Raw genomic sequence first — 22,993 nt, 5'->3', positions numbered from 1 at the left:
GCTCTAGGCAAGGATGGGGTAATCGGCAAGGATTTGCCGTGCCTGATCGCAATCGGCCCGCATTTGGGCCGTGAGCGCATCAAGACTGTCGAATTTTGCTTCCGGGCGGAGATAGGCGATCAGCTCGATTTCGAGAATCTGATCGTACAGGTCGCCCGAGAAATCGAAGAAATGGGTTTCCAGCAATTCAATCGGCGGATCGAAGCTGGGGCGAATGCCGATATTCGCCGCGCCATTCAGCACGCGCCCATCGGGCAGGCGGCCCCGCACGGCATAGATGCCGTATTTCGGGCGGACATAATTGCCCAGCACCATATTGGCGGTCGGCATGCCGATGGTGCGGCCCAGCTTTGCGCCATGCTGGATTGCGCCTTCAATCGTAAAGGGGCGGGTGAGCAGCCGCGCGGCGGTCGCGCAGTCGCCATCGCGCAGCGCATCGCGAATGCGACTGGAGGAAATAACGCCCTCCTCATCGCGCACCGCCGCGACGGTTTCGACGATCAGGCCGTCCGCTTCGCCTTCCTTGTGCAGCAGGTCGACATTGCCGTCGCGGCCCTTGCCAAAGGTGAAATCATCGCCCGTCACCACGGCGCGCGCGCCTGCACGGTCGATCAGCCAATCATGGATGAAATCTACGCCGCTGACGCCTGCCAGTTCTTCGGCGAAATGATAGATCATCATCGCATCCGCGCCCGCCGCCGTGAACAGATGTTCGCGCTGATTGAGCGTCGTCAGGCGGAATGGGGCGGCGTCCGGTTGGAAATAGCGGATCGGATGCGGATCGAAGGTCGCGACAATCGCCGGACAGCCGAGTTCCCGCGCGCGCGCCACCGCCCGACCGACCACGGCCTGATGGCCGAGGTGGAAGCCGTCGAAATTGCCAAGCGCGATCACGCCGCCGCGCAGCGCCTGATCCAGCCGATCCTGTCCGTGTATTCTTGTCATGACGAGCGGCGCTATAGGGCGTTTAAACGCGTCTTGCCAGTGTCACGAAACGATAGCCGTCATGATCCTCGCGCGCGGTCTCTTTCCAGTCCTGTTCATCGAAAGGCGGCATGAATGCATCGCCCTGCACCTCCAGATCGACTTCGGTCAGTTCGATCCCATCGGCGCGCGCCATGAACAGGTTGAAGATTTCCGACCCGCCGATGATCCAGATGGCCGCAGGGTCGCCTTGGCTGGCCAATGCCAAGGCTTCATTCGCATGATGGACGACTTCGGCCCCTTCGCGCTGCCAATCATGGTCGCGGGTGAGGACGATATGGCGGCGACCGGGCAGGGGCTTGGGGAAGCTCTCAAATGTCTTGCGCCCCATCACCATCGGCTGGCCCATGGTCAGCGCCTTGAACCGTTTGAGATCGGCGGGGAGGTGCCAGGGCAATTGGCCGTCAAGGCCGATGACGCCGTTCACAGCGCGGGCGAGGATGAAGATGATCGGTGGCATGTAGCCTGAACTAGCCCGGGTGGGCGCGGAAGGAAAGGCCGCACCTTATTTTACGGCGGACTTGTCCCGGATGCTGTCGAACAAGACGCCGCCCGCGATGAAGACCGAGAAGGTGCACACCGAAAAGAATACCCAGCCCATATTGCCCGGATATTGATGCAGATAATGTTCGCCGCGTTCGACCGCGCCGACGGACAGCGCATAAATCACCGCGCATGCTTCAAAGCGGGTTTTGATCTGAAAGAGGCGGGCGATTTTGCTTATCATGAAAATCTATAAGCAAGCACCGTGCCAATCCCGGAAAATTGCGATTTCGGCATTAACAGACATGGTTACTTGTAAATTAATCCGACAGTTTTTGAGGTTAATAGGCCATTTTTGTGTTAACTATTGCGCGATTTTTGCGTTATTCTGCCGGGCCGATCAGTGGGCGGAACTCATCAAGAATGTCGTGATACAGTGCCTGTTTGAACGATACGATCAATTGCGGCACCTGTTCCGGTTCGGCCCAGCGCCACGCGCGGAATTCCTGATGCTCGGTCATGATGTTCACATCGTCATCATGGCCAAGGAAGCGCATCAGGAACCAGATTTGCCGCTGGCCACGATATTTGCCCTTCCATAATTTGCCGATCAGATCATCCGGCAGGTCGTAAAAGCGCTCCTCGGAAGATTGGGCGATCAGGCGAATCAAATCCGCGCGGATGCCGGTTTCTTCGCCGACCTCGCGGATGGCGGCATCGAGCGGGTCTTCGCCCTTGTCCACCCCGCCTTGCGGCATCTGCCATGCATCGGCGCTGCTGTCTGCGCGCTGGCCTACGAAAACCAGACCTTCGCGGTTCAGCAGCATGATCCCGGCGCAGGGGCGATAGGGCAAATGGGCAAAGCTGTTCGACATCGGGATTCCTGATCTGGCGTGGTGATGATGGGCTGGTTTCACTTTAGCTGTTTTCGATCAAGCGCAAATTAGGCTAGAACCCAAGTCTTTCTGGGACAGGGTGCAGCATTTCTTCGTTGAGGAGAGGCCTGCTCTGTCCTAGGGGAGTGGAGCAAAGTGGCAATTGACTTGCCATATAACGACGCAGGAAATTGGAATGGCATCAGTCGCTCAGACGCTGGAATCCGGCAGTTCCGCCGCAATTCAGAATGACGAATCAATCGTTGTCCGCTTCGCAGGCGATAGTGGCGACGGCATGCAGCTCACGGGTGGGCAGTTCACGCTTTCATCTGCGCTGTCGGGCAATGACTTTGCGACATTCCCGGATTTCCCCGCTGAAATTCGCGCGCCGCAGGGCACGACCTTTGGCGTGTCGGCGTTCCAGATCAATTTCGGTTCGGGCGCGATCGATACGCCGGGCGATGCGCCGGATGTGCTCGTCGCGATGAACCCGGCGGCGTTGAAGACCAATGTCGGCAATTTGAAGCCGGGTGGCCTGATCATCGCCGATGAAGGCGAATTCACCGCCCGCAACCTCACAAAGGCCGGTTACACGGTCAACCCGCTCGACGATGGCAGCCTGAACAAATGGCAGCTCGTCAAGTTCAACATTTCCCAGCTCACCCTTGATGCGGTCAAGCCCTTTGGCCTTGGCAATAAAGAGGCGCTGCGCTGCAAGAATATGTGGACGCTCGGTCTCGCCTTGTGGATGTTCGACCGTGATCGTCAGCCGATGATCGATTGGCTGAACGGCAAGTTCAAGAAGAACCAAGTGCTGGCCGATGCCAATATCGCCGCGCTGAACGCAGGCCATGCTTATGGCGAAACCATCGAAATCGGTGGTCAGGTCAAGCGTCATCACGTCAATCCAGCCCCGGTTGCCCCCGGCCTGTATCGCACCATCACGGGTGCAGAGGCCGTGGCTTATGGTCTGGTCGCGGGCACGCAATTGGCGAGCATGCCGATGTTCTTCGGCGGCTATCCGATCACGCCTGCGTCTTCGATCCTGCATTATCTGTCGGCGCTCAAGGAATATGGGATCACCACATTTCAGGCGGAAGACGAAATCGCCGCTATCGCCTCGGCCATTGGCGCAAGCTATGCGGGCCAATTGGGCGTGACCTCGTCTTCGGGGCCGGGGATCGCGTTGAAGGGCGAAGCCATCGGCCTTGCGATCATGACCGAATTGCCGCTCGTCATCGTCAACAGCCAGCGTGGCGGCCCGTCGACCGGCCTGCCGACCAAGACCGAGCAATCGGATCTGTATCAGGCGGTCTATGGCCGCAACGGCGATGCGCCGATGCCCGTCATCGCCGCACGTTCGCCTTCGGATGCGTTTGATTGCGCGATTGAGGCAGTGCGGATCGCGGTGCAATATATGACCCCGGTCATGTTGTTGACCGATGGCTATATCGGCAATGCGGCAGAGCCTTGGGCCGTGCCGGATATGTCGACCTACAAGCCGTTCCCGGTCAAGTTCCTCGACACCGTGCCGGAAGGCGGGTTCAAGCCGTTCTCCCGCGATGAAAAGCTCGCGCGGCCTTGGGTCAAGCCGGGGACACCGGGCCTGATCCATCGCATCGGCGGCATCGAAAAGCAGATCGACACCGGCCATATCGATTATTCGCCTGCCAACCATCAGGCCATGACCGACATCCGCAAGGCCAAGGTCGACGGCATCGCCAACAGCATTCCCGATCAGGATGTGTGCATCGGCGCGGCGGGCGGCAAGCTCGCGGTCGTCGGCTGGGGTTCGACCTATGGCGCGATCCATCAGGCCGTCAGCCGCGCCCGCGCCAAGGGGCTGGATGTGAGCCATATTCACATCCGCCACATCTGGCCGATGCCGAAGAATATGGGCGAATTGCTGCATAGCTATGACAAGGTCATCGTGCCGGAAATGAACACGGGCCAGTTGAAAACCGTGCTGCGCGATCAATATCTGGTTGATGCCAAGCCCGTGAACAAGGTTTCCGGCCAGCCATTCACCATCGCCGAACTTGAAGTTGCAATCGAGGAGTCGCTCGCATGAACGATATGACCACTATCGCCAAGACGACGCCCAAGGATTGGGAAACCGATCAGGAAGTGCGTTGGTGCCCCGGCTGCGGCGACTATGCCATTTTGAAGGCGGTGCAGCGCACCATGCCGGAACTGGGCGTCAGCCCGGAAAAGACGGTGTTCGTATCGGGTATCGGCTGCTCGTCGCGCTTCCCATATTATATGGAAACCTATGGCTTCCACACCATTCACGGTCGCGCCTGCGCGGTCGCGACGGGGGTGAAGCTCGCGAATCCGGAACTGGATGTGTGGATCATCACCGGCGATGGCGATGCGCTGTCGATCGGCGGCAACCACACGATGCATTTGCTGCGTCGCAATCTGAACTGCCAGTTGTTGTTGTTCAACAACGAGATTTACGGCCTGACCAAGGGGCAATATTCACCGACCAGCCAGGTGGGCACGAAGAGCCCGTCGACGCCGTTCGGTTCGGTCGATCGTCCAGCCACGCCTTGCGCCTTTGCGATGGGTGCGGGTGCGCGTTTCATTGCCCGGGCGATTGATACGAACAAGAATCTGCCGACAGTGCTGAAGGCGGCCCACGCCCATCAGGGCGCGGCGTTCGTGGAAATCTTCCAGAATTGCATCGTGTATAATGACGATGTGTTCGCGCCGTTCACCGAAAAGGCCAATGCCGGTCCGCACCAGCTGTGGCTGGAAAATGGCAAGCCGATGCTGTTCGACGGCGGCAAGAAGGGCATCGCCCTTGATCGGAAAGAACTCCATCTCAAGACGGTCGATGTTGTCGATGGCGATTGGGAAGCGGCTGGCGTCATCGTCCATGATGTCAAGAACCGCTCGGTCGCCCATATGTTGATCGACCTGCGTCTGGTCGATGGCTTCCCGATTGCGTTGGGCGTGATCTTCGACGATCCGCGCCCAACCTATGACAGCGCCGTCATCGCCCAGAATATCGAAGTCTCGAAGGGCAAGACCCCGGACCTGCAAAGCCTGCTCGCCAAGGGGCAGACCTGGACGGTCGAGAAGGACAACACTGTTTTCGGTTGAGTGGTTTCACTTTTTTGTTTGTCCCTCAAACGCCGGGCGGCGGCATCCGCCGCCTTGGCTTCCTCGCAATAAGCTCGGGCGCGCGTTCGCGCTTGCGGCACTGTGTGCCGTTGGTGGCCATTTCCAAGGACTGACCTTGCTATCCCCCGCCAACGGCTGCGTTAGCAGCCGCAAGGCCGAACGGCCACCGCCGCTTATTGCGGCGTAGCCAAGCGGGCGGATGCCCGCGCCCGGCGCCTGAGGGGTAAACAAAAACGCGGGGCTAAACAAAAATGGACTTTATCGCCCAACGGGATAGTGAAGCGTGATGACCCAATCATCTGCTACCCCCGTCATCCTCTGGCTCCGTCAGGATTTGCGCCTGTCCGATCAGGCGGCATTGGTCGCCGCCGTCGAAAGCGGGCATCCGGTATTGCCGGTCTATGTCCTGGATGATGCGGCTGCGGGGGATTATGCGGTCATGGGGGCGGGGAGATGGTGGCTGCATCACAGCCTGTCCGCCTTTGACGCGAGTCTCAGGGCCAAGGGATCGCGCCTGATCCTGCGCAAAGGGAATAGCGCGGATGTCCTTGCCCAATTGGCGGCAGAGACCGGCGCGGTGGCGGTGCATGCGACCCGCCATTATGAACCTTGGCACAAGGCCGCCGAACAGGCCGTGGCGGCGCGCATGAAACTTAATGTGCATGAAGGCGCGGTGCTCTATCCGCCTGCGCTGGTGCGCTCGAAAACCGATAGCCGCTATCGTATGTTTACCCCTTGGTGGAAGGCGTTGCTCCAGCATATGCCGCCGCCCAAGCCCTTGGCCGCGCCACAGGCGATCCCTGCGCCGACCCTCTGGCCGGACAGCGACGTGCTGGATGACTGGTCCCTATTGCCGCGCAACCCCGATTGGGCGGCGTCGTTCGGCGAATATTGGCAGCCGGGCGAAGAGGCGGCCAAGCAGCGGTTGCGTGATTTTCTGCCGCATATCGATGCCTATAATGAGGACCGGAACTTTCCCGGCAAGGTGATGGGCGTATCGCGCCTGTCGCCGCATCTGCATTTCGGGGAAATCTCGCCCGCGCTCATCTGGCATGTCGCGGCACGCGAAGCGGGCGAGGGTGCTGCGCCCTATCTGCGCGAGGTCGGCTGGCGCGATTTCGGGATCAATATGATCGATCAGTCCCCGGATTATGGCTGGGTCGATGGCCGCGCGGCGCGGGGCGCGTTTCCATGGCGCAGGCCGGATCAGGATGAGGCCGCCGCCCGCGATCTAAAGGCATGGCAGCGCGGCATGACCGGCTATCCGATCATCGATGCGGGGATGCGGGAATTATGGGCGACGGGCTATGTCCACAATCGCATTCGGATGCTGGTGGCGAGCTTTCTCGTCAAGCATCTCTTGATTGACTGGCGCTGTGGCGAACGCTGGTTCTGGGATACGCTGGTCGATGCTGATTATGGCAATAATTCTGTCGGTTGGCAGTGGATCGCCGGGACCGGGTTTGAATCCAATCCCTTTGGCCGGATCATGGCGCCCTTGGGCCAATCGGAGAAGTTCGATTGTGGTGCCTATATTCGGTTATGGGTGCCGGAACTGGCGGATTTGCGCGATCCTTATATCCATGATCCGGAGGAATTCGGGGTCCGGCCCAAAGCCTATCCGCGCAAGATCATCGGCCATATGGCGGCGCGGACGCGGGCGATGGCGGCGTCTTCGCAGTTGCAAAAAAATTGACACAAATGGGCTTGCTCTAATTTATCAATGCCATAAGCTAACCCCATATGTAGACGCCATGACATCACAGGAGTCGAGCTATGGATAAAATGTCGTTGTTGCGGGATTCGATCATGGGCCGACGCTCTTTGCTGAAGAGTCTAGGCGCAGCCGCCATTGGCATCAGCTTCACCGGGGGACTTGCGGCCTGTAGCAAAGGCGGAGACAAGGCCGCGGGCGGCAAGGAAGAGCCAAAGCTCAATTTCTACAATTGGGATACCTATATCGGCGAAACCACGCTGGATGATTTCCGGGGCGCGTCCGGCATTGATGTGAACATGAGCCTGTTTGCTACCAATGACGAATTATTCGCCAAGCTGCGTGCGGGTAATCCCGGTTTCGATGTGATCGTGCCAAGCAATGATTTTGTCGAACGGATGGTCAAGGCAGAAATGCTGATGCCGCTCGATCATACCAAGATTCCGAATTTCAAAAATGTCGGCGAGGCGTTCAAAAATGTCTCGTACGATCCCAGCCGCGCCTATTCCATGCCCTATACCTGGCTGACCTTGGGCATCGGCTATCGCAAGTCCAAGGTACATGCCAAGCCGGATAGCTGGAAGGTGTTGCTCGACAGCGATGAATATAAGGGCCGGATTGCCTTGCTGTCCGAGGCGGGCGATCTCTTCCGCCTTGCCGCCAAATATAAGGGGCATAGCGTCAATGGCGTGACCAAGGAAATGATGCCGGAGCTGGAGGCCATGCTGAAAAAGCAAAAGGCCAATGTGAAGGCCTTCCACGAAGACAATGGTCAGGATTTGTTGTTGTCGGGCGAGGTTGATCTCGTGCTCGAATATAATGGCGACATTGCCCAGATCATGAAGGAAGATCCGGACATCGATTTTGTCATTCCCAAGGAAGGCAGCCAGTTCAATTCGGACAATCTGGCGATCCCCAAGGGCGCGCCGCATCCTGAAAACGCCCATGCGTTCATCAATTATCTGCTGGATGCCGAGGCAGGCAAGAAGATCAGCGAGACCATTCTCTATCCGACGCCCAATGAAGCGGCGAAGGCGCTGATGCCAGCAGAATATAAGAATAATCCGGTGATTTTCCCGCCGGCGGACGTGCTCGCGAAATGCGAATATGCCGCCTATAATCCGGAACTCCAGCCGCTGTACGAAGAAGCCTTTACCCGCATTCGTGCGGACTGACGGCCAATGACCGGCGCAGGGGGGCAGAGCTGGCGCACACAAAAGCGGGTGTTTGCGACGATCGCGACGGGGCCGATTTTGTGGCTGCTGTTGTTCTTCATTATCCCCTTGGCGGTATTGTGGGCCTATAGTTTCGGGCGCAATGTCGGCCTGACGGAAATCGAGATCAGTGGCACCTTCGCCAATTATGCCAAGGCGATCGAGCCTTTATATTTGCAGATTTTCGGCAAATCGATTGCAGTCGCGGGGTTGACGACCTTCATCTGCCTGATCGTCGGTTTTCCGGTGGCGCTTGCGATCACCTTTGCCACGCCGAAGTGGAAGCCTTGGCTGTTGCTGGGGATCATGCTGCCGTTCTGGACCAACCTTTTGATCCGCACCTATGCGCTGATGGCGGTGTTGCGGACCGAGGGCTATGCCAATCAGAGCTTGGGCTGGCTGTGGCAATTATCGAGCAATGCGCGGGTGGTGCTGGGGTTGCAGCCGCTTGACGCGTTTGAACCATTGCATCTGCTCTACAATAATTTCGCGGTGGTGCTGGGGCTGGTCTATGTCCATTTGCCGTTCATGGTTTTGCCCCTTTATGCGGCGCTCGATCGGTTGGATCGCTCGTTGATCGAGGCGAGCCTTGATCTGGGCGCGGGGCATTTTCGCACCTTGTTGACCATCGTCGCGCCCTTGGCCGCGCCGGGGATTATTTCCGGGGTCGTCATCACCTTCGTCCCGGCATTGGGGGCCTATCTCACCCCCGACCTATTGGGTGGGACCGATAGCCAGATGATCGCCAATGTCATCGAACGCCAGTTCAAACGCGCCAATGACTGGCCGTTCGGCTCGGCTTTGTCCTTCATGTTGATGTATGCGACCTTCATCATGATCGCATGGCAGGCGCAGCGCGAACGCAAGCTCATGCGCACGGGCATCGGGCCAGATGTGGGAGCGCGGGCATGATGCGCCGCCTGCGCCCGGCGATTGCGCCGCTTGATTATACCAGGCGCTGGTCGATGCGCCTGTGGGTCGGGCTGGTGATGTTCTTCCTTTATGCGCCGTTGGTCGCGTTGATGGTGTTCAGCTTTAATGACAGCCGCCGCAATATCGTCTGGCGGGGCTTCACCACCAAATATTATGACAAGGTGATGCACAATGACATGTTGATGGAGGCGCTGGGCAATTCGCTTACCATCGCCTTTTTCACGACGATCATTTCCTTGGTCTTGGGCGGCCTTGCAGCGGTGATGTTGTGGCGTTTTCGCTTCCCTTGGAAAGCGGCGGTGGAAGGGGCGATGGCCCTGCCGATTGTCGTGCCGGAAATCTGTTTCGGCGTCGCGATGCTGATCTTCTTTGCCCAGATCGGCTGGCCGACCGACATGCCATGGCCGTTCAGCCTTGGTGCGATCACCATTGCCCATGTCACCTTTTGCTTCCCGTTTGTTGCGATGGTGGTGCGGTCGCGTCTGGCCTCGTTCAATCGCGAGGAAGAGGAGGCGGCCAAGGATTTGGGCGCAAGCGAATGGCAGGCGTTTCGCGATGTGTTGTTGCCGCATATGAAGCCGGGGCTGATCGCGGGGGCGCTATTGGCATTCACCATGTCGCTGGATGATTTCGTCATCACCTTTTTCACCTCTGGCCCGAATACCATCACCTTTCCGGTGAAGGTCTATTCGATGGTGCGTTTCTCGGTCACGCCTGAGGTGAACGCCGCATCGACCTTGTTGATCGTGCTGACCGTCATCATGACGAGCGTGGCGCTCTATTTTCAAAACCGCATGGTTCAAAGCGGGAAAGGCCCAGCATGACAAACTCTCCGCCGAACCGGGCCAATAGCGATACTGCGGCGATCAAGCCGATTATCCAGATCCGCAACGTGACCAAGAGATTTGGACAATTGGCGGCGGTGGACGATGTGTCGCTCGATATCATGCCGGGCGAATTTTTTGTGCTGCTGGGGCCATCGGGCTGCGGCAAGACGACCTTGTTGCGGATGATCGCGGGGTTCGAACTGCCGACCGAGGGGCAGATTTTGATCGACGGGCAGGACATGACCGGGGTGCCGCCCAATCAGCGACCCGTGAACATGGTGTTCCAAAGCTATGCCGTGTTCCCGCATATGAATGTGCGGGACAATGTCGCTTATGGCCTGAAAATCGCGCGCACGCCGAAAAAGGACATTCGTGATCGGGTGAATGAGGCGCTGGCGCTGGTGAAGCTGGACGGGCTGGGGGATCGTATGCCCGATCAGCTATCGGGGGGGCAGCGGCAGCGGGTGGCGCTGGCGCGGTCGTTGGTGATGCGGCCCAAGGTGTTGCTGCTGGATGAGCCTTTGTCCGCGCTCGATGCCAAATTGCGGGCGGCGATGCAGTTCGAACTCGCGGATTTGCAGGAAAAGGTCGGGATCACCTTTGTCACCGTCACCCATGATCAGGATGAGGCGCTATCGATGGCGAGCAGGATCGCGGTGGTGAACAAGGGGCTGATCGCCCAGATGGCGACGCCGTCCGATCTGTATGAATATCCGGCCAATCGCTTTGTCGCGGATTTCGTCGGCTCGGTGAATTTGTTCGAGGGCAGGCTGATCGTCGATGAACCGGAGCGCGCGGTGGTCGAATGTCCCGCCCTTGGCCGGGTATATATCAATCATGGCGTGACCGGCCCGCATGAAGGCACGGTGCATGTGGCTTTGCGACCAGAGAAGATATCGCTCTATCGCCAGGGCGAGGCACCGCCCGCGCCGGATGCGCCGGTCGGCCATAATCTGGCGGATGGCGTGATCAAGGGCATGTCCTATCTCGGCGACATCACCGTATTTCAGATATTGATGCCATCAGGGCAGGTGATGCGCGTATCGCGGCCCAATCTCTCGCGCTTCGATCAGGAGGATTTTACGTGGGAAGATCGGGTGTCGATGCGCTGGCATTCGTCCAGCCCGGTGGTCTTGCTGGCCTGATCTCTAGCCTTCTGGCCCCTTAACCGCGCGTCCAGCGGGTGCGTTTGAAATAATAGGCCATGGCGAGGCTGACGATCAGACAAAAGCTGACCACGCCCCAAAAGGCCCAAGGCGCATGGGCATAAGGGATGCCATCGACATTCATCCCCAACAGGCCGGTGAGGAACGTCAACGGCAGGAAGATCAGCGCGACGATGGAAATCAGCAACGCGCGCGTATCCATCAATTCCGAACGGCGGTCGGTCAATTCTTCGCGCATCAGCGCGGATCGTTCGCGGATCGCCTCCAATTCTTCCCCCATGCGGGCGAAGCGATCGGCGGCGTTGCGGAGTTGCAGCACATCATCATCGTCGAGCCAATCCGGCCCCGCGACCGAAAACCGTTCCAGCGCGTGATATTGCGGCAGGACGAAGCGGCGGAATTCAATCGACTGGCTGCGAATTTCGCTGACCTTGTGGCGGTGGAGATAGAGCGGGGCGGATTCCATCCCCAGTTCGAGATCATCCAGCGCATCGCCCAATTCCGCGATCTGATTATCGAGCCGTTCCGAAACCAGCGTCGCGAAACAGGCGACGAGATCGCCCGGATCGCGGTGTCGACCGGCGTTGAACTTATCGATCACCGCCGCCATGACCTCGCTGTCGCGCATGCTGACGGTAATCGCCCGATGGGGGGTCAGCCACATGCGGATCGAGACCAATGCGTCCTGATCATCGCCGGGAACAAGGGCCGGGGCGCGCAGGTTCAGCAGCACCCCATCTTCAATCGGCTCGTAACGCGGGCGGGTTTCCATCGTGACCAGTGCCTGACGCACCAGTTCCGGCACATGATCCTGCTGTGCCAGCCATGTGATGGTGGCGGGATCGCGCCCGTTCAGATGCGTCCATTCGAACATCAGTTCAGCATGGGCGGGATCACGATATTGCATCGTCATCGTCGCCATTTGCTTAGGTGCGGTCTTGTCCGCCATGTCACATTCGCCCGGTTGAAAATCCGCCATCATGCCATCTGTTTATGCGCGATGGCGGTCTTGGCCAAGCGTTGATTATTTCGGTATTTCCATCGGCTGGAATTTGCCAAGGCCGCATGATGCGCCAAGGCCCAGACCGCCGTTAAACCCGCCATTGCTGTGCAGCACGGTGATCATATCGACCGAACATAGCTGCGACAAGCTGGTCTTGTAGAGGAAGCGTTCCTCAAACCCAAGCGAGGGGCAGCTATAAGGCAATTCATTGCGCATGATCTTGCGATTGCTGATATAAAAATCGATAATCTTGTCGTTGCGGACACGGGTGTTGCGGATTTGACTGAGGTTGATGCAATTGACGGGCTCGCCGGTCGGCTTGGCCAATTCCCATTTCTTGTCTTTCGACCGGGCATCGGCATGTTCTGTAAAGCCGATGCCGCCGCCAATCAGGGCAGCCAATAATGCGGGTATCATGATCTTCTTGTTCATGTCGCCACTCCTGTACACGTCCCGGCAATGATGTGCCGGTCACTCGGCCTTATGAAGCCTTGGTCTTCAATATAGGCGCAGGTGTTTTGGATTTAAAGGCACAGCAACTGGCGACCGGGCAGCGCCAGCATTTGGGCGTGCGCGCCTTGCAAATATAGCGCCCATGCAGGATCAGCCAGTGATGGGCATGAAGGCGGAATCGCGCGGGCGTGGCCTTTTCCAGCTTTTTTTCGACCTCCAGCACTGTTTTGCCGGGCGCAAGGCCGGTGCGGTTCGACACGCGGAAAATATGGGTGTCGACGGCAATCGTCGGCACGCCAAAGGCGGTGTTCAGCACCACATTGGCGGTCTTGCGCCCGACGCCGGGCAGGCGTTCGAGCGCCGCGCGATCCTGTGGCACCTCGCCTTGATGTTCGCGGACCAATATGTCCGACAAGGCGATGACATTCTTGGCCTTGGTGTTGAACAGGCCAATGGTCTTGATGTGTTGTTTTAAGCCCGCTTCGCCCAAGGCCACCATTTGCGCGGGCGTTTTGACCCGTTCAAACAACGCGCGGGTCGCCTTGTTGACCCCGATATCGGTCGCCTGTGCCGATAAGGTGACGGCGACCAGCAATTGATAGACATTGCCATATTCCAGCTCGGTCTCCGGCTTGGGATTGTTCGCCGCGAGGATGGAATAGAAGGTCTCGATGTCGGTTTTTTTCATCTTTGTTTTGTCCCTCAGACGCCGGGCGCGGGCATCCGCCCGCTTGGCTTCCTCGCAATAAGCTCGGGCGGCCGTTCGGCCTTGCGGCACGGCGTGCCGTTGGTGGGGGATAGTGAGGTCTGTTCTTTGAAAATGCTACCCCCGGCGTGTGGCGCTCCCCATCAAAGCCCCAGCACATCCTCCATCCGGTAACGGCCTGCGGGCTTGCCGTGCAGCCATTGCGCCGCCTTGATCGCGCCCTTGGCAAAGATCACCCGGCTTTCGGCGCGGTGGCCGATTTCGATGCGTTCGCCATCGGTGGCGAAGATGACCTGATGGTCGCCCGCGACCGAGCCGCCACGCAGCGCGGCAAAGCCGATATGGCCCGGCTGCCGCATACCCGTAATCCCGTCGCGCCCGCGATCCGCCACATCGGCAAGTGGCACGGCACGACCCTTGGCCGCGGCTTCACCCAACAACAGCGCGGTGCCGGAGGGGGCATCGACCTTGTGGCGATGGTGCATTTCGACAATCTCAATATCCCAATCGTCGCCCAAACGCGATGCGACATCGCGTACGACCGCCGCCAACAAGGTGACGCCAAGTGAGGTATTGCCGGTTTGCAGGATCGGGATATGCGTGGCTGCCGCATCGATCAGGGCGTGATGTTCCGGCTCCAGCCCGGTCGTGCCGACGACAATCGCGCGATCTGCGGCCTTTGCGGCCTCCAGATGCGCGCCAAGCACCACGGGGGAGGAAAAGTCGATCAATACATCGCATTGGCTGGCCAGCGCCGCGACATCGGTGCCGACCGGCTGGCCCGCGACCTTGGCCGATACGCCCGCGCGATCCACGCCGCCTGCAACCGCTACGCCCGCCTGTGCGGCTACATCGGCGATTGCCTGTCCCATGCGGCCCGCCGCGCCCAAGATACCGATTGTCGTCATCTGTCTGCCTTTGTCGATCTTTGTGGGGCTTAATGGGCCGAATGCGAGTTCAAGGCAATATCGAGCTGCGTATCAAACGGTGTATGGTTCCGGGCAAGATGGGCCAATGCGCCACAATCTTAACAACTTGTCGCTTTATCGGACGCATGAAGCCCGTTCCGGGTGGATAGGAAAAGCAGAAAATGGCGACCATCATCGTTACCGGCGTAGCAGGTTTTATCGGCATGCATCTGGCCGATCGTCTGATGGCGCGAGGCGATCATGTGATCGGCATCGACAATATGAACGATTATTATGCGGTCCAGTTGAAGCGAGACCGCATTGCCTTGCTGCAACAGCAATATGGCGGCCGTTTTACGTTTCTCGAACTTGATTTTGCCGATGATCGGGCGCTGGAGGCAGGGCTTGCCGGGCTGGAATTCGACCGCATCGCCCATTTGGGGGCGCAGGCGGGGGTGCGCTATTCCATCGAAAATCCGCGGGCTTATGTGCAGTCGAACCTTGTCGGCCATCTCAATCTGATGGAAATCGCCCGCGCGCGTCAGGTTGCGCATATGGTCTATGCATCGTCATCCTCGGTCTATGGCGGCAATAAGGAATTGCCGTTCCGGGTGGAAGATCGGGTCGATTATCCGGTCAGCCTCTATGCTGCGACCAAAAGGGCGGATGAGCTGATGAGCGAGAGCTATGCCCATCTCTATCGCATACCGATGACGGGACTACGATTTTTCACGGTCTATGGACCATGGGGACGACCCGATATGGCGATGTGGATTTTCACCAAGGCGATTTTCGCCGGTGAGCCGATCCCGGTATTCAACCATGGCCAGATGCTGCGCGATTTCACCTATATCGACGATATCGTGTCCGGCGTGGTCGCGTGTATCGACAATCCGCCGCAAGACGATGGATCGATAAAGGCAGGCGGCAGCGCGTCGCCGCATCGCATCTATAATATCGGCAATCATCGCGCCGAAGAACTTGGCCGGATGATCGATGTGCTGGAAGACGCGATCGGATTGAAGGCGGTGCGCGATTTTCAACCGATGCAAGCGGGCGATGTGCCTGCGACCTATGCCGATATCAGCGCCATTCAGGCCGATCTCGGTTTCCAGCCCGCAACCGGGATCGAATCGGGCATCCCGCGCTTTGTCGATTGGTATCGCGCCTATCATCAATTGTGATGCGCGCGGGTAAAATGGTAAATATCTGGCCGTAAACCATTAATCATGTGGACGGCTTGGGCTGTAAATGGCAATTTCAACACGATGTTTGTTGGAGTAACGAGTCGTGTACAAGTCGATTTTCCCATCCCTGCTCGTGGTCCTGCTATTGGCCCTGCCGGCGGTGGTGCCGGTACTGGCTCAGTCCGAAAGCGCCCCGTTCGAGATTGAGGAGACGGGCCAGAGTTTCTGGCGGCTGGACGATGCGGTCGCGGAGATGGGGGCGAAGCCGGTCACGATCAATATCCAGCCCGGCACCTATCATGACTGCGCGGTGTTCGAGGATCGCGACATCACCCTGCGCGCGGACAGGCCGGGGTCGGTGATTTTTGACGGCACCATTTGCGAGGGCAAGGCGGCGGTGGTCTTTCGCGGCAGAAATGCGGTGGTGGACGGTATCATCTTCCAGAATATGGTGGTGCCGGACGGTAATGGCGCGGGCATAAGGTTGGAGCGCGGCCATCTGCGCGTCGTGAATGCGGTATTCCGCAATAGCCAGCAGGGCATATTGACCGCCCCGGACCCGACATCGGCGATCGTCATCGATCACAGCACCTTTTCCCGACTTGGCCGGTGCGATGGGGGCAATGCGTGCGCGCACAGCCTGTATGTCGGCGATTATGGCTCGCTGACCATCACCAATTCCCGTTTTGAAAAGGGGACGGGCGGCCATTATCTCAAGAGTAATGCAGGCCGGAACAATATCACCGACAACAGCTTTGACGACAGTCAGGGCGTGGCGACCAATTATATGATTGATCTGCCCTCCGGTTCGGTTGGCAGCATCACCGGCAATATGTTCGTGCAAGGCAAGAACAAGGAAAACCATAGCGCATTCATTGCCATTGCGGCGGAAAATCGCGGCCATCGCTCCGGCGGACTGGTGATTGCTGATAACAAGGCCTCGCTTGCGCCGAATGTGCCATGGTCGACATGGTTTGTCGCGGACTGGAGCCATGAACCGCTGCGGATCGGCCAGAACGCGCTGGCGCAGGGGATCGGTGTGAAACAATTGCGGTGAGGTGAGGGGGGCATTTCAACCTGCATTGGGGCTCCTTTCGTCCATCGCCCTTATGTGTACGCTTTTCCTTCCCTTCTACGTTGTTTCGCGCTAAGGCCCCGTTCGAAATTCCTCGAATTCCGGATAGTAAAGAGACCGCATGGCGAAAGAAGAATTGCTGGAAATGCGCGGGACGGTGGTTGAATTGCTGCCCAATGCCATGTTCCGCGTGAAGCTCGAAAATGACCACGAAATTCTCGGCCACACCGCCGGGAAGATGCGTAAGAACCGCATTCGTGTGCTGGTTGGTGATGACGTTTTGGTCGAACTGACCCCTTATGATCTGACCAAGGGCCGGATCACTTATCGCTTCAAATAGGCCGGGACGGGCATTTTGCCGCTGATCCTTGCTTCCGCCAGCCCGCGTCGGCTGGAGCTATTGGCGCGCCTTGGCGTGGTGCCTTTGGCTGTCGATCCCGCCGATATTGACGAACATCACGGCAAGGCCGAACTGCCGCTCGATTATGCGCGGCGCATGGCATGGGAAAAGGCGGCGATTGTTGCCGCGCGCCATCCGGGCAAGATCGTGCTGGGCGCGGATACGGTCGTGTCCTGCGGTCGGCGCATCCTGCCCAAGGCCGAAGATGAAAAGACCGCGCGGCAATGTCTTGAGTTGCTGTCCGGTCGCCGCCATCGCGTGATCAGCGCCGTCACCGTGATCGATGCCGAGGGCAATGCCCGCCATCGCGATGTGACGACGATTGTCGCTTTCAAGCGCCTGTCCGATGATGAACTTGCCGCCTATCTGGCGCTGGGTGATTGGCATGGCAAGGCCGGGGGCTATGCCATTCAGGGGGCGGCAGAGGCGCTGGTGCGCTTCCTGTCCGGCTCCCATAGCGCGGTCGTCGGCCTGCCTTTGTATGAAACCCGAATGCTGCTGCTGGCCAGCGGCTGTGCCTCGGATAGCCTCTGTCTTGGCTGAATGGCTGTATGAGGCGGGCATCGGCGAACGCCGTGCCGTGCTGATCGACGATGACCGGATCATTGCCGCCCGGATCGAAACCGATGAAGACGGCTTGCCCCCCGATAGCTTGGTTGAGGCCCGTTTGGGGCCGCAGGTAGTGCCAAAGCGCACCGCGCTCGCCACGCTGGAGAATGGGCAGGCGGTGATGCTTAATAAGCTGCCCAAGGGCGTGGCGGAGGGCGGGCGCTTCTTGTTGCGCGTCACTAGGGTGCCGATCCCCGAACCGGGCAATCCCAAGCTGGCACAGGCCTTTCCGGCCCCGGACGAATCACCGATTGCGGGGCCTGATCTGCTGGCACGGATCGAGGCGACGGGATCGCCGGTGCGCCATTGCCTGCCGCATGAACCTGATTGGTTTGAACAGGCAGGTTGGGGCGAGTGTTTGGATGAGGCCGAAACGGGCCTGATTCCCTTTCCCGGCGGGTTGTTGCGGATGAGCCTGACCCCCGCGATGACGATTTTCGACGTGGATGGCAGCCTTGCCCCTGGCGCTTTGGCGCGGGCGGCGGCGCAGGCGGTGGGGGAGGCGATCATGCGTCATGACCTTGCCGGGTCGATTGGCGTCGATTTTCCCAGCATGGAAGGCAAGGCCGAACGGCTGGCGGTGGCGGAGATATTGGATGCCGCGCTGGAAGGGCCGTTTGAGCGCACCGGCATCAATGGCTTTGGCTTCCTGCAAATTGTCCGGCCACGGCGGTTTATATCGTTGCCGGAGCGGGTGAAGGGGGATGCGGCGGGCCATCGGGCGCGGCGGTTGCTGCGGCAAATCGCGCGGGAGGTGCCGCCGGTCGCGGTGGATCGACCGGTGGACAGGAGTGTGCTGCGCTGGCTGGAGCAGCGGCCACAATATCTGGAGCAACTGCGCCGGGCGACCGGCGCTGCGATTGTTTTTCGCCTGCGAGATGTTAGTGAGGCTGCATCATGACCAGCAAAAATACCAAGAACTGCCCGATCTGCGGTAAGCCGCCATCACGCGAACACGCGCCTTTTTGCTCGGTTCGCTGCAAGGATCGCGACCTTGTTCAGTGGCTGAACGAGGGCTATCGCATCCCTGTTCGAGAGCAGGATGACGAGGGCGAATAAAATTTTTTGGTTTGAAGGCTGGACAGCCACGCCGTTCCAACCCTATAGGCCCGTCACCAACCGGCGGTAACGCCAAATGCCCGGGTAGCTCAGTTGGTAGAGCATGCGACTGAAAATCGCAGTGTCGGCGGTTCGATCCCGTCCCCGGGCACCATTTCCCAAATATCCCTGACATGACGGCAATGCGCCTTTGATCGGTTTCGGATCATGTTGACGGCCCGAAACGGGTGGTGCGCGATCTTGTGGCCCGATCGACCGTAAAACCATAAGATGTTGTTAAGAATTGACTGATAGCCGCGTTGGGCTATGTCCTTGGCGTCGAGTATGTGGCGTATTAGCTATTGGTAAAAGTCTATGTTGCGTATCAATGGACCATCTAGGCCGGTCATGATGCTGTGCCGCACCTTGCTGGTGGCGGGGGGCATTATTGGGCTTGGTGCGCTGGTGGGGAGAGTGGATTCGTCCCTCCCGATCTTATTATTCCCGATGACGGCCTTTATATGCGGCATTATCGTTGCCCGAAACAAATGGCGGATTGATCGGATATCTTTGGCTATCAGCGAATCCGGACGCAATCTGGAATCAATTGCCCGAGGTCATTTCGACGTGTCCGCGCAGGATGCACATATCCCCGAGATCACATCGCTCAATGATGCGATTAGCCATATGTCGGTGCAGGTGCGCGAAACGGTTGAAAATCTGCAATTGGCGGCCCAGCGCGATCCGCTGACGCGTCTGCCTAACCGTGCCCATTTTCAGTATCTGGTGGAGCGCCAGATCCTCGACCATGAACAACAGGATCTGGTGTGCGCGCTGCTGTTCATCGATTTTGATGGCTTCAAGGTGATCAACGATACCCTCGGCCATCGCGTGGGCGATCAGATACTGCAAATGGCATCCGAACGGCTGAAGCTCGCGACACGGGTGGCGGATCGGGTCGGGAGGGTGGTGCAGGATGAACCATCGGTCCCTACGGCCCATTTGTCGCGGCTGGGCGGGGATGAGTTCACAGTCTTTCTGGGCGATATCCAATCCGAGACGATGGCGCGCAAGGTGGCGGGACGGGTGTTGCGCGTATTGGCCGAACCGTTCGAACTGGGTGCGCGGTCGATTGCCGCGGGCGCCAGCATCGGCATCGCGATGTGGCCGCGCGATGGCGATAATTACGATCAATTGCTCCGCGCGGCGGATACCGCGATGTATCATGCCAAGCAACAAGGCCGGGGCAGGATTGAATGTTACAGTGCGGTGCTGGACGAGGAGGCGCGTGCCAGTGCCGAATTGGAACAGGAGTTGCGGCAGGCACTGGCCGAAAACCAGTTCGTGCTGCATTATCAGCCGCTATATGATTGTCGCACATTGCAAATTGCATCGGTAGAGGCGTTGATCCGGTGGAATCATCCGCGTCGCGGTTTGTTGCTGCCCGGACATTTCATGCCGATGGCCGAGAAGATGAGCCTCATCAACGACATTGGCGAATGGGTGCTGTCCACGGCAGTCCGCCGCATATCCGCATGGGCGGAGGATGGGTTGCGGGTTAAGGTGTCGGTCAATGTATCCCCTCATCAATTGCGGCAGATGGAGTTTGTGGCGCTGGTCAAGGCGTCCTTGCATCGCTGGAACGTGCCGCCGGAATTGCTTGAACTGGAAATCACCGAAACAAGCGCGATGAAGGATGTCGAACTCGCTGCCGATCGGTTGACGATGATGCGGGCGCTTGGCGTGTCGGTGGCGCTTGATGATTTCGGGACCGGCTATTCCAACCTTGCCAGTCTGACGACCCTGCCGATCAACAGCCTGAAACTCGACCGTTCATTGATCGAACATATTGTCGACCATCCGGATGCCCGAACTCTGGTGCAGACGATGATCGGCATGGCATCGGGCCTTGGCTTCAAATCGGTGGCGGAAGGTGTGGAAACCGGCGAACAGTTGGAAATGCTGTCGGTGATGGGCTGCAATATCGTGCAGGGCTATCTGCTGTCCCGTCCGGTGGATGAGGAGACACTCCGCAAGTTGCTGGATGGAACTCATTCCGGACCAATGTTTAATAACCCATTGGGGAAGAATCTCTAGCGTCGATCACCTAACAGTTGGTGAGCGTTGCGTATGTATGTGAATTGGAAGAATGTTGTTTTGGCTGGCGTGATGTGCGCCGGCGTCATGCCGGTGGCGGCATTGGCAGCCGAAAATACGGCCCCGGCCAATGTGACCGGAGATACGGCTGTCGATGGACTGCTTGATCTGCCATTGGAGGAATTGCTGACGGTGGAATCGACTTCGGTCGCGAAAAAGCGACAGAAAGTCAGTGAATCTGCAGCTGCCGTGTTTGTCATCACCCAGGAAGATATTCGCCGTTCCGCGGCATCCACGATTGCCGATCTGTTGCGGATGGTGCCGGGGATGGAAGTGGCGGACATTCAGCAAGGCAATATCGTCGTATCGGCGCGCGGCTTCAATTCGATGTTCTCCAACACGATTACCGTGATGATCGATGGTCGCCCGACATATATGTCATCCATTTCGGGCATATTATGGGACATGACGTCGCTGCCCGTGTCGGACATTGAGCGGATTGAAGTGGTGCGCGGGCCGGGGACGACGCTTTGGGGTAATAATGCCGTCAATGGCGTCATCAACATCATCTCGCGCCACAGCAGCGACAGCCAAGGCGTGATTGCCGATGTGCGATTGAGCGGGCGCAAGCAGCAAGGATCGATATCCTATGCCGATCAATTGGGTGATGCGTTCAGCTATCGCCTGTATGCGATGGGCTCGGCGGATGGGGGCTATGTCGATCAACAGGGCAAGGATCTCACCACGACCACCCATCATGCGTCACTTGGCGGGCGGATGGATTATGAACCGGATGGCGACAACACATTCACCTTCCAATCGGAAGTGGCTAAGGGGAATAACAGCTTTGCCCTGAATGTGCCGCGGTCGGACCCGTTCAACCTCGGCTATGATCGGCAGGTGTAGCATAATGATTTCAACAGCTTATATGCGCTGGGCCGTTGGACCCATCGCGCAGGTGCCGATCTGGATTGGTCTGTACAGGCGAATTACGATCATTTTACCCGCGTTGAAGTTGGCCCGCGCATCAAAAATGATACGTTCAACCTCGATTTCGGGGCGCGTTGGCGGGCTAGCCCGCATCATGAGTTGAATGTCGGGCTGACCGGGCGTTTGTCCCATGATGATGTGCAGGGCAGCTCACTTCTGTTTTTCGACAAGCCTGTGGCGACGGATCGCTGGATCAGCGGCTATGTCCAGGATGATATCAGCCTTATTCCCAACCGTCTGCGGCTGACGCTTGGCAGCAAATTTGAATATAATAATTTCACCGGGTTCGAGGCACAGCCCAGCGCCAAGCTGTTTTACCGCATTTCGCCTGCGTTGGCGGTATGGGGCGGTGCATCGCGGGCGGTGTTGACGCCTTCGCGGATCGAGCGCCACGGACAAGGGATGTTGACCCTCAGTAATGCGGGCACTGCCCAGGCGTCGTCCGGTATGGATGAGACGACCTATGTCCGGCTGGAAGGTGTGCGGCATCTCAAATCGGAACGGCTCGTGGCACTGGAATTAGGGGCGCGCGCCCAATTTGACCGCAATTGGTCGTTGGATCTGAGTGTTTATGCCAATCATTATGATCGCCTTCTCACGATGGAACCGATCGGTTTTGAACCGATTTACGTGCCATTCGTGCCGTTCCCAGTCGGGTCGATCATCATTGCCAATGTCGCCAATAACGGCGAGTTAGACAGCCGTGGCGTTGAAGTGCTGCTGACCGGTCGATTGACGCCTTTTTGGAAGGTCGATTTCAATTATTCCGAAATTCATTTCAGCAATATGCTACCAGTGGCGCGTCCCCCGATTATCTCCAATATCGGTATGACCGAAATTGGTGCCGCCAATGTGCAGCCGGAGGCGCAAAATGGCGGCGCGAAATTGTGGATTTTCCCCGATTATTCGCCCAAGCATCAGGTCGGTTTCCGCAATATGCTGGATATCGGGGATAAAATATCGATCGATACGCATGTGCGTTATGTCGCGTCATTGGTGAATGGCCGCGTGCCTGATTATGTCAGCCTTGATGCGCGGTTGAGCTATCGCCCGACCGAGACGATCGAATTGTCGCTTGTCGGGACCAATCTGAATACCAAAAAGCGTCAGGAATATCTCCACCCGCTGATTCCGGTGCCGGATAGCTATACGCCGCGTGTCGTTTCGATGCAGGCGCGCGTTCGGTTCTGAGGAGAGGGAGG

24 protein-coding genes and 1 tRNA gene are annotated in these 22,993 nt (G+C 58.4%); 17 read left to right on the top strand and 8 right to left on the bottom strand.

Features of this window, described 5'->3' with window-relative positions; genetic code table 11:
• Window positions 1–3 precede the first annotated feature (3 nt).
• From K6117_RS03500 to K6117_RS03485, 4 genes are all read right to left on the bottom strand, one after another.
• Window positions 4–945 (bottom strand): bifunctional riboflavin kinase/FAD synthetase, encoded by a 942-nt coding sequence (locus K6117_RS03500; protein ID WP_221792328.1) that lies wholly within the window; start codon window positions 943–945, stop codon window positions 4–6.
• Between the two features lie 22 nt (window positions 946–967).
• The gene (locus K6117_RS03495; protein WP_221792327.1) at window positions 968–1,444 is read right to left on the bottom strand and encodes a dihydrofolate reductase; all 477 of its coding nucleotides are present in this window, start codon (window positions 1,442–1,444) and stop codon (window positions 968–970) included.
• A 45-nt stretch (window positions 1,445–1,489) separates the two neighbouring features.
• Window positions 1,490–1,711: a hypothetical protein gene (locus K6117_RS03490; protein ID WP_221792326.1), complete on the bottom strand. Its 222-nt coding sequence runs from the start codon at window positions 1,709–1,711 to the stop codon at window positions 1,490–1,492.
• A 139-nt stretch (window positions 1,712–1,850) separates the two neighbouring features.
• The gene (locus K6117_RS03485) at window positions 1,851–2,342 is read right to left on the bottom strand and encodes an RNA pyrophosphohydrolase (protein WP_221792325.1); all 492 of its coding nucleotides are present in this window, start codon (window positions 2,340–2,342) and stop codon (window positions 1,851–1,853) included.
• A 196-nt stretch (window positions 2,343–2,538) separates the two neighbouring features.
• Here K6117_RS03485 and K6117_RS03480 point away from each other — a divergent pair, with 196 nt between their 5' ends.
• The 7 genes from K6117_RS03480 (at window position 2,539) to K6117_RS03450 (ending at window position 11,304) form a co-directional block, all read left to right on the top strand.
• Window positions 2,539–4,413: a 2-oxoacid:acceptor oxidoreductase subunit alpha gene (locus tag K6117_RS03480; RefSeq protein ID WP_221792324.1), complete on the top strand. Its 1,875-nt coding sequence runs from the start codon at window positions 2,539–2,541 to the stop codon at window positions 4,411–4,413.
• Entirely contained in the window at window positions 4,410–5,450 is a 1,041-nt protein-coding gene (locus K6117_RS03475) for a 2-oxoacid:ferredoxin oxidoreductase subunit beta (protein ID WP_221792323.1), read from the top strand. The genes K6117_RS03480 and K6117_RS03475 overlap by 4 nt, the downstream gene beginning before the upstream one ends.
• Before the next feature lie 307 nt (window positions 5,451–5,757).
• Window positions 5,758–7,167, top strand: coding sequence for a cryptochrome/photolyase family protein (locus K6117_RS03470; RefSeq protein WP_221792322.1), 1,410 nt, complete (start codon window positions 5,758–5,760; stop codon window positions 7,165–7,167).
• Window positions 7,168–7,247: 80 nt separating this feature from the next.
• Window positions 7,248–8,360, top strand: coding sequence for an ABC transporter substrate-binding protein (locus K6117_RS03465; protein WP_221792321.1), 1,113 nt, complete (start codon window positions 7,248–7,250; stop codon window positions 8,358–8,360).
• Window positions 8,361–8,366: 6 nt separating this feature from the next.
• A complete protein-coding gene (locus tag K6117_RS03460) occupies window positions 8,367–9,311 on the top strand; it encodes an ABC transporter permease (protein WP_221792320.1) in 945 nt (314 codons plus the stop codon).
• Window positions 9,308–10,156, top strand: a complete 849-nt coding sequence (locus tag K6117_RS03455) for an ABC transporter permease (RefSeq protein ID WP_425514679.1) — start codon at window positions 9,308–9,310, stop codon at window positions 10,154–10,156. Before K6117_RS03460 ends, K6117_RS03455 begins: the two co-directional genes overlap by 4 nt.
• On the top strand, window positions 10,153–11,304 hold the full coding sequence (locus K6117_RS03450) for an ABC transporter ATP-binding protein (RefSeq protein ID WP_221792319.1): 1,152 nt from the start codon (window positions 10,153–10,155) through the stop codon (window positions 11,302–11,304). The genes K6117_RS03455 and K6117_RS03450 overlap by 4 nt, the downstream gene beginning before the upstream one ends.
• 19 nt (window positions 11,305–11,323) lie before the next feature.
• Here the strand turns inward: K6117_RS03450 and K6117_RS03445 are convergent, their stop codons facing one another.
• The 4 genes from K6117_RS03445 to dapB form a co-directional block, all read right to left on the bottom strand.
• On the bottom strand, window positions 11,324–12,307 hold the full coding sequence (locus tag K6117_RS03445) for a zinc transporter ZntB (protein WP_246604791.1): 984 nt from the start codon (window positions 12,305–12,307) through the stop codon (window positions 11,324–11,326).
• 42 nt (window positions 12,308–12,349) lie between these two features.
• Window positions 12,350–12,760, bottom strand: a complete 411-nt coding sequence (locus K6117_RS03440; RefSeq protein WP_246604790.1) for a hypothetical protein — start codon at window positions 12,758–12,760, stop codon at window positions 12,350–12,352.
• A gap of 49 nt (window positions 12,761–12,809) precedes the next feature.
• The gene (gene nth, locus K6117_RS03435; protein ID WP_221792318.1) at window positions 12,810–13,469 is read right to left on the bottom strand and encodes an endonuclease III; all 660 of its coding nucleotides are present in this window, start codon (window positions 13,467–13,469) and stop codon (window positions 12,810–12,812) included.
• A gap of 161 nt (window positions 13,470–13,630) precedes the next feature.
• Window positions 13,631–14,395, bottom strand: a complete 765-nt coding sequence (dapB, locus tag K6117_RS03430; RefSeq protein ID WP_221792317.1) for a 4-hydroxy-tetrahydrodipicolinate reductase — start codon at window positions 14,393–14,395, stop codon at window positions 13,631–13,633.
• Between the two features lie 182 nt (window positions 14,396–14,577).
• Here dapB and K6117_RS03425 point away from each other — a divergent pair, with 182 nt between their 5' ends.
• The 10 genes from K6117_RS03425 (at window position 14,578) to K6117_RS03380 (ending at window position 22,982) form a co-directional block, all read left to right on the top strand.
• Window positions 14,578–15,579 (top strand): SDR family NAD(P)-dependent oxidoreductase, encoded by a 1,002-nt coding sequence (locus K6117_RS03425; protein WP_221792316.1) that lies wholly within the window; start codon window positions 14,578–14,580, stop codon window positions 15,577–15,579.
• A gap of 106 nt (window positions 15,580–15,685) precedes the next feature.
• Window positions 15,686–16,639 (top strand): NosD domain-containing protein, encoded by a 954-nt coding sequence (locus K6117_RS03420; protein ID WP_221792315.1) that lies wholly within the window; start codon window positions 15,686–15,688, stop codon window positions 16,637–16,639.
• Window positions 16,640–16,778: 139 nt separating this feature from the next.
• Entirely contained in the window at window positions 16,779–16,997 is a 219-nt protein-coding gene (infA, locus tag K6117_RS03415) for a translation initiation factor IF-1 (RefSeq protein WP_123152747.1), read from the top strand.
• A gap of 15 nt (window positions 16,998–17,012) precedes the next feature.
• Complete coding sequence (locus tag K6117_RS03410) at window positions 17,013–17,600, top strand: Maf family protein (RefSeq protein WP_221792314.1); 588 nt, start codon at window positions 17,013–17,015, stop codon at window positions 17,598–17,600.
• Complete coding sequence (locus tag K6117_RS03405; RefSeq protein ID WP_221792313.1) at window positions 17,593–18,567, top strand: ribonuclease; 975 nt, start codon at window positions 17,593–17,595, stop codon at window positions 18,565–18,567. Before K6117_RS03410 ends, K6117_RS03405 begins: the two co-directional genes overlap by 8 nt.
• Window positions 18,564–18,725, top strand: coding sequence for a DNA gyrase inhibitor YacG (locus K6117_RS03400; protein ID WP_221792312.1), 162 nt, complete (start codon window positions 18,564–18,566; stop codon window positions 18,723–18,725). Before K6117_RS03405 ends, K6117_RS03400 begins: the two co-directional genes overlap by 4 nt.
• A gap of 78 nt (window positions 18,726–18,803) precedes the next feature.
• A tRNA-Phe gene (locus K6117_RS03395) sits at window positions 18,804–18,879 on the top strand.
• Window positions 18,880–19,079: 200 nt separating this feature from the next.
• A complete protein-coding gene (locus K6117_RS03390; RefSeq protein WP_221792311.1) occupies window positions 19,080–20,801 on the top strand; it encodes a putative bifunctional diguanylate cyclase/phosphodiesterase in 1,722 nt (573 codons plus the stop codon).
• Between the two features lie 39 nt (window positions 20,802–20,840).
• Window positions 20,841–21,707 (top strand): TonB-dependent receptor plug domain-containing protein, encoded by an 867-nt coding sequence (locus K6117_RS03385; RefSeq protein WP_221792310.1) that lies wholly within the window; start codon window positions 20,841–20,843, stop codon window positions 21,705–21,707.
• 27 nt (window positions 21,708–21,734) lie between these two features.
• Window positions 21,735–22,982, top strand: a complete 1,248-nt coding sequence (locus K6117_RS03380; RefSeq protein ID WP_221792870.1) for a TonB-dependent receptor plug domain-containing protein — start codon at window positions 21,735–21,737, stop codon at window positions 22,980–22,982.
• Window positions 22,983–22,993: the final 11 nt, after the last annotated feature.

The sequence above is a fragment of the Alteraquisediminimonas sediminicola genome (genome assembly GCF_019740335.1).
In the GTDB taxonomy this organism is placed as follows: domain Bacteria; phylum Pseudomonadota; class Alphaproteobacteria; order Sphingomonadales; family Sphingomonadaceae; genus Alteraquisediminimonas; species Alteraquisediminimonas sediminicola.
Note: the sequence above shows the minus strand (reverse complement) of the source record. Positions and strands in the feature narration are given on the sequence as shown.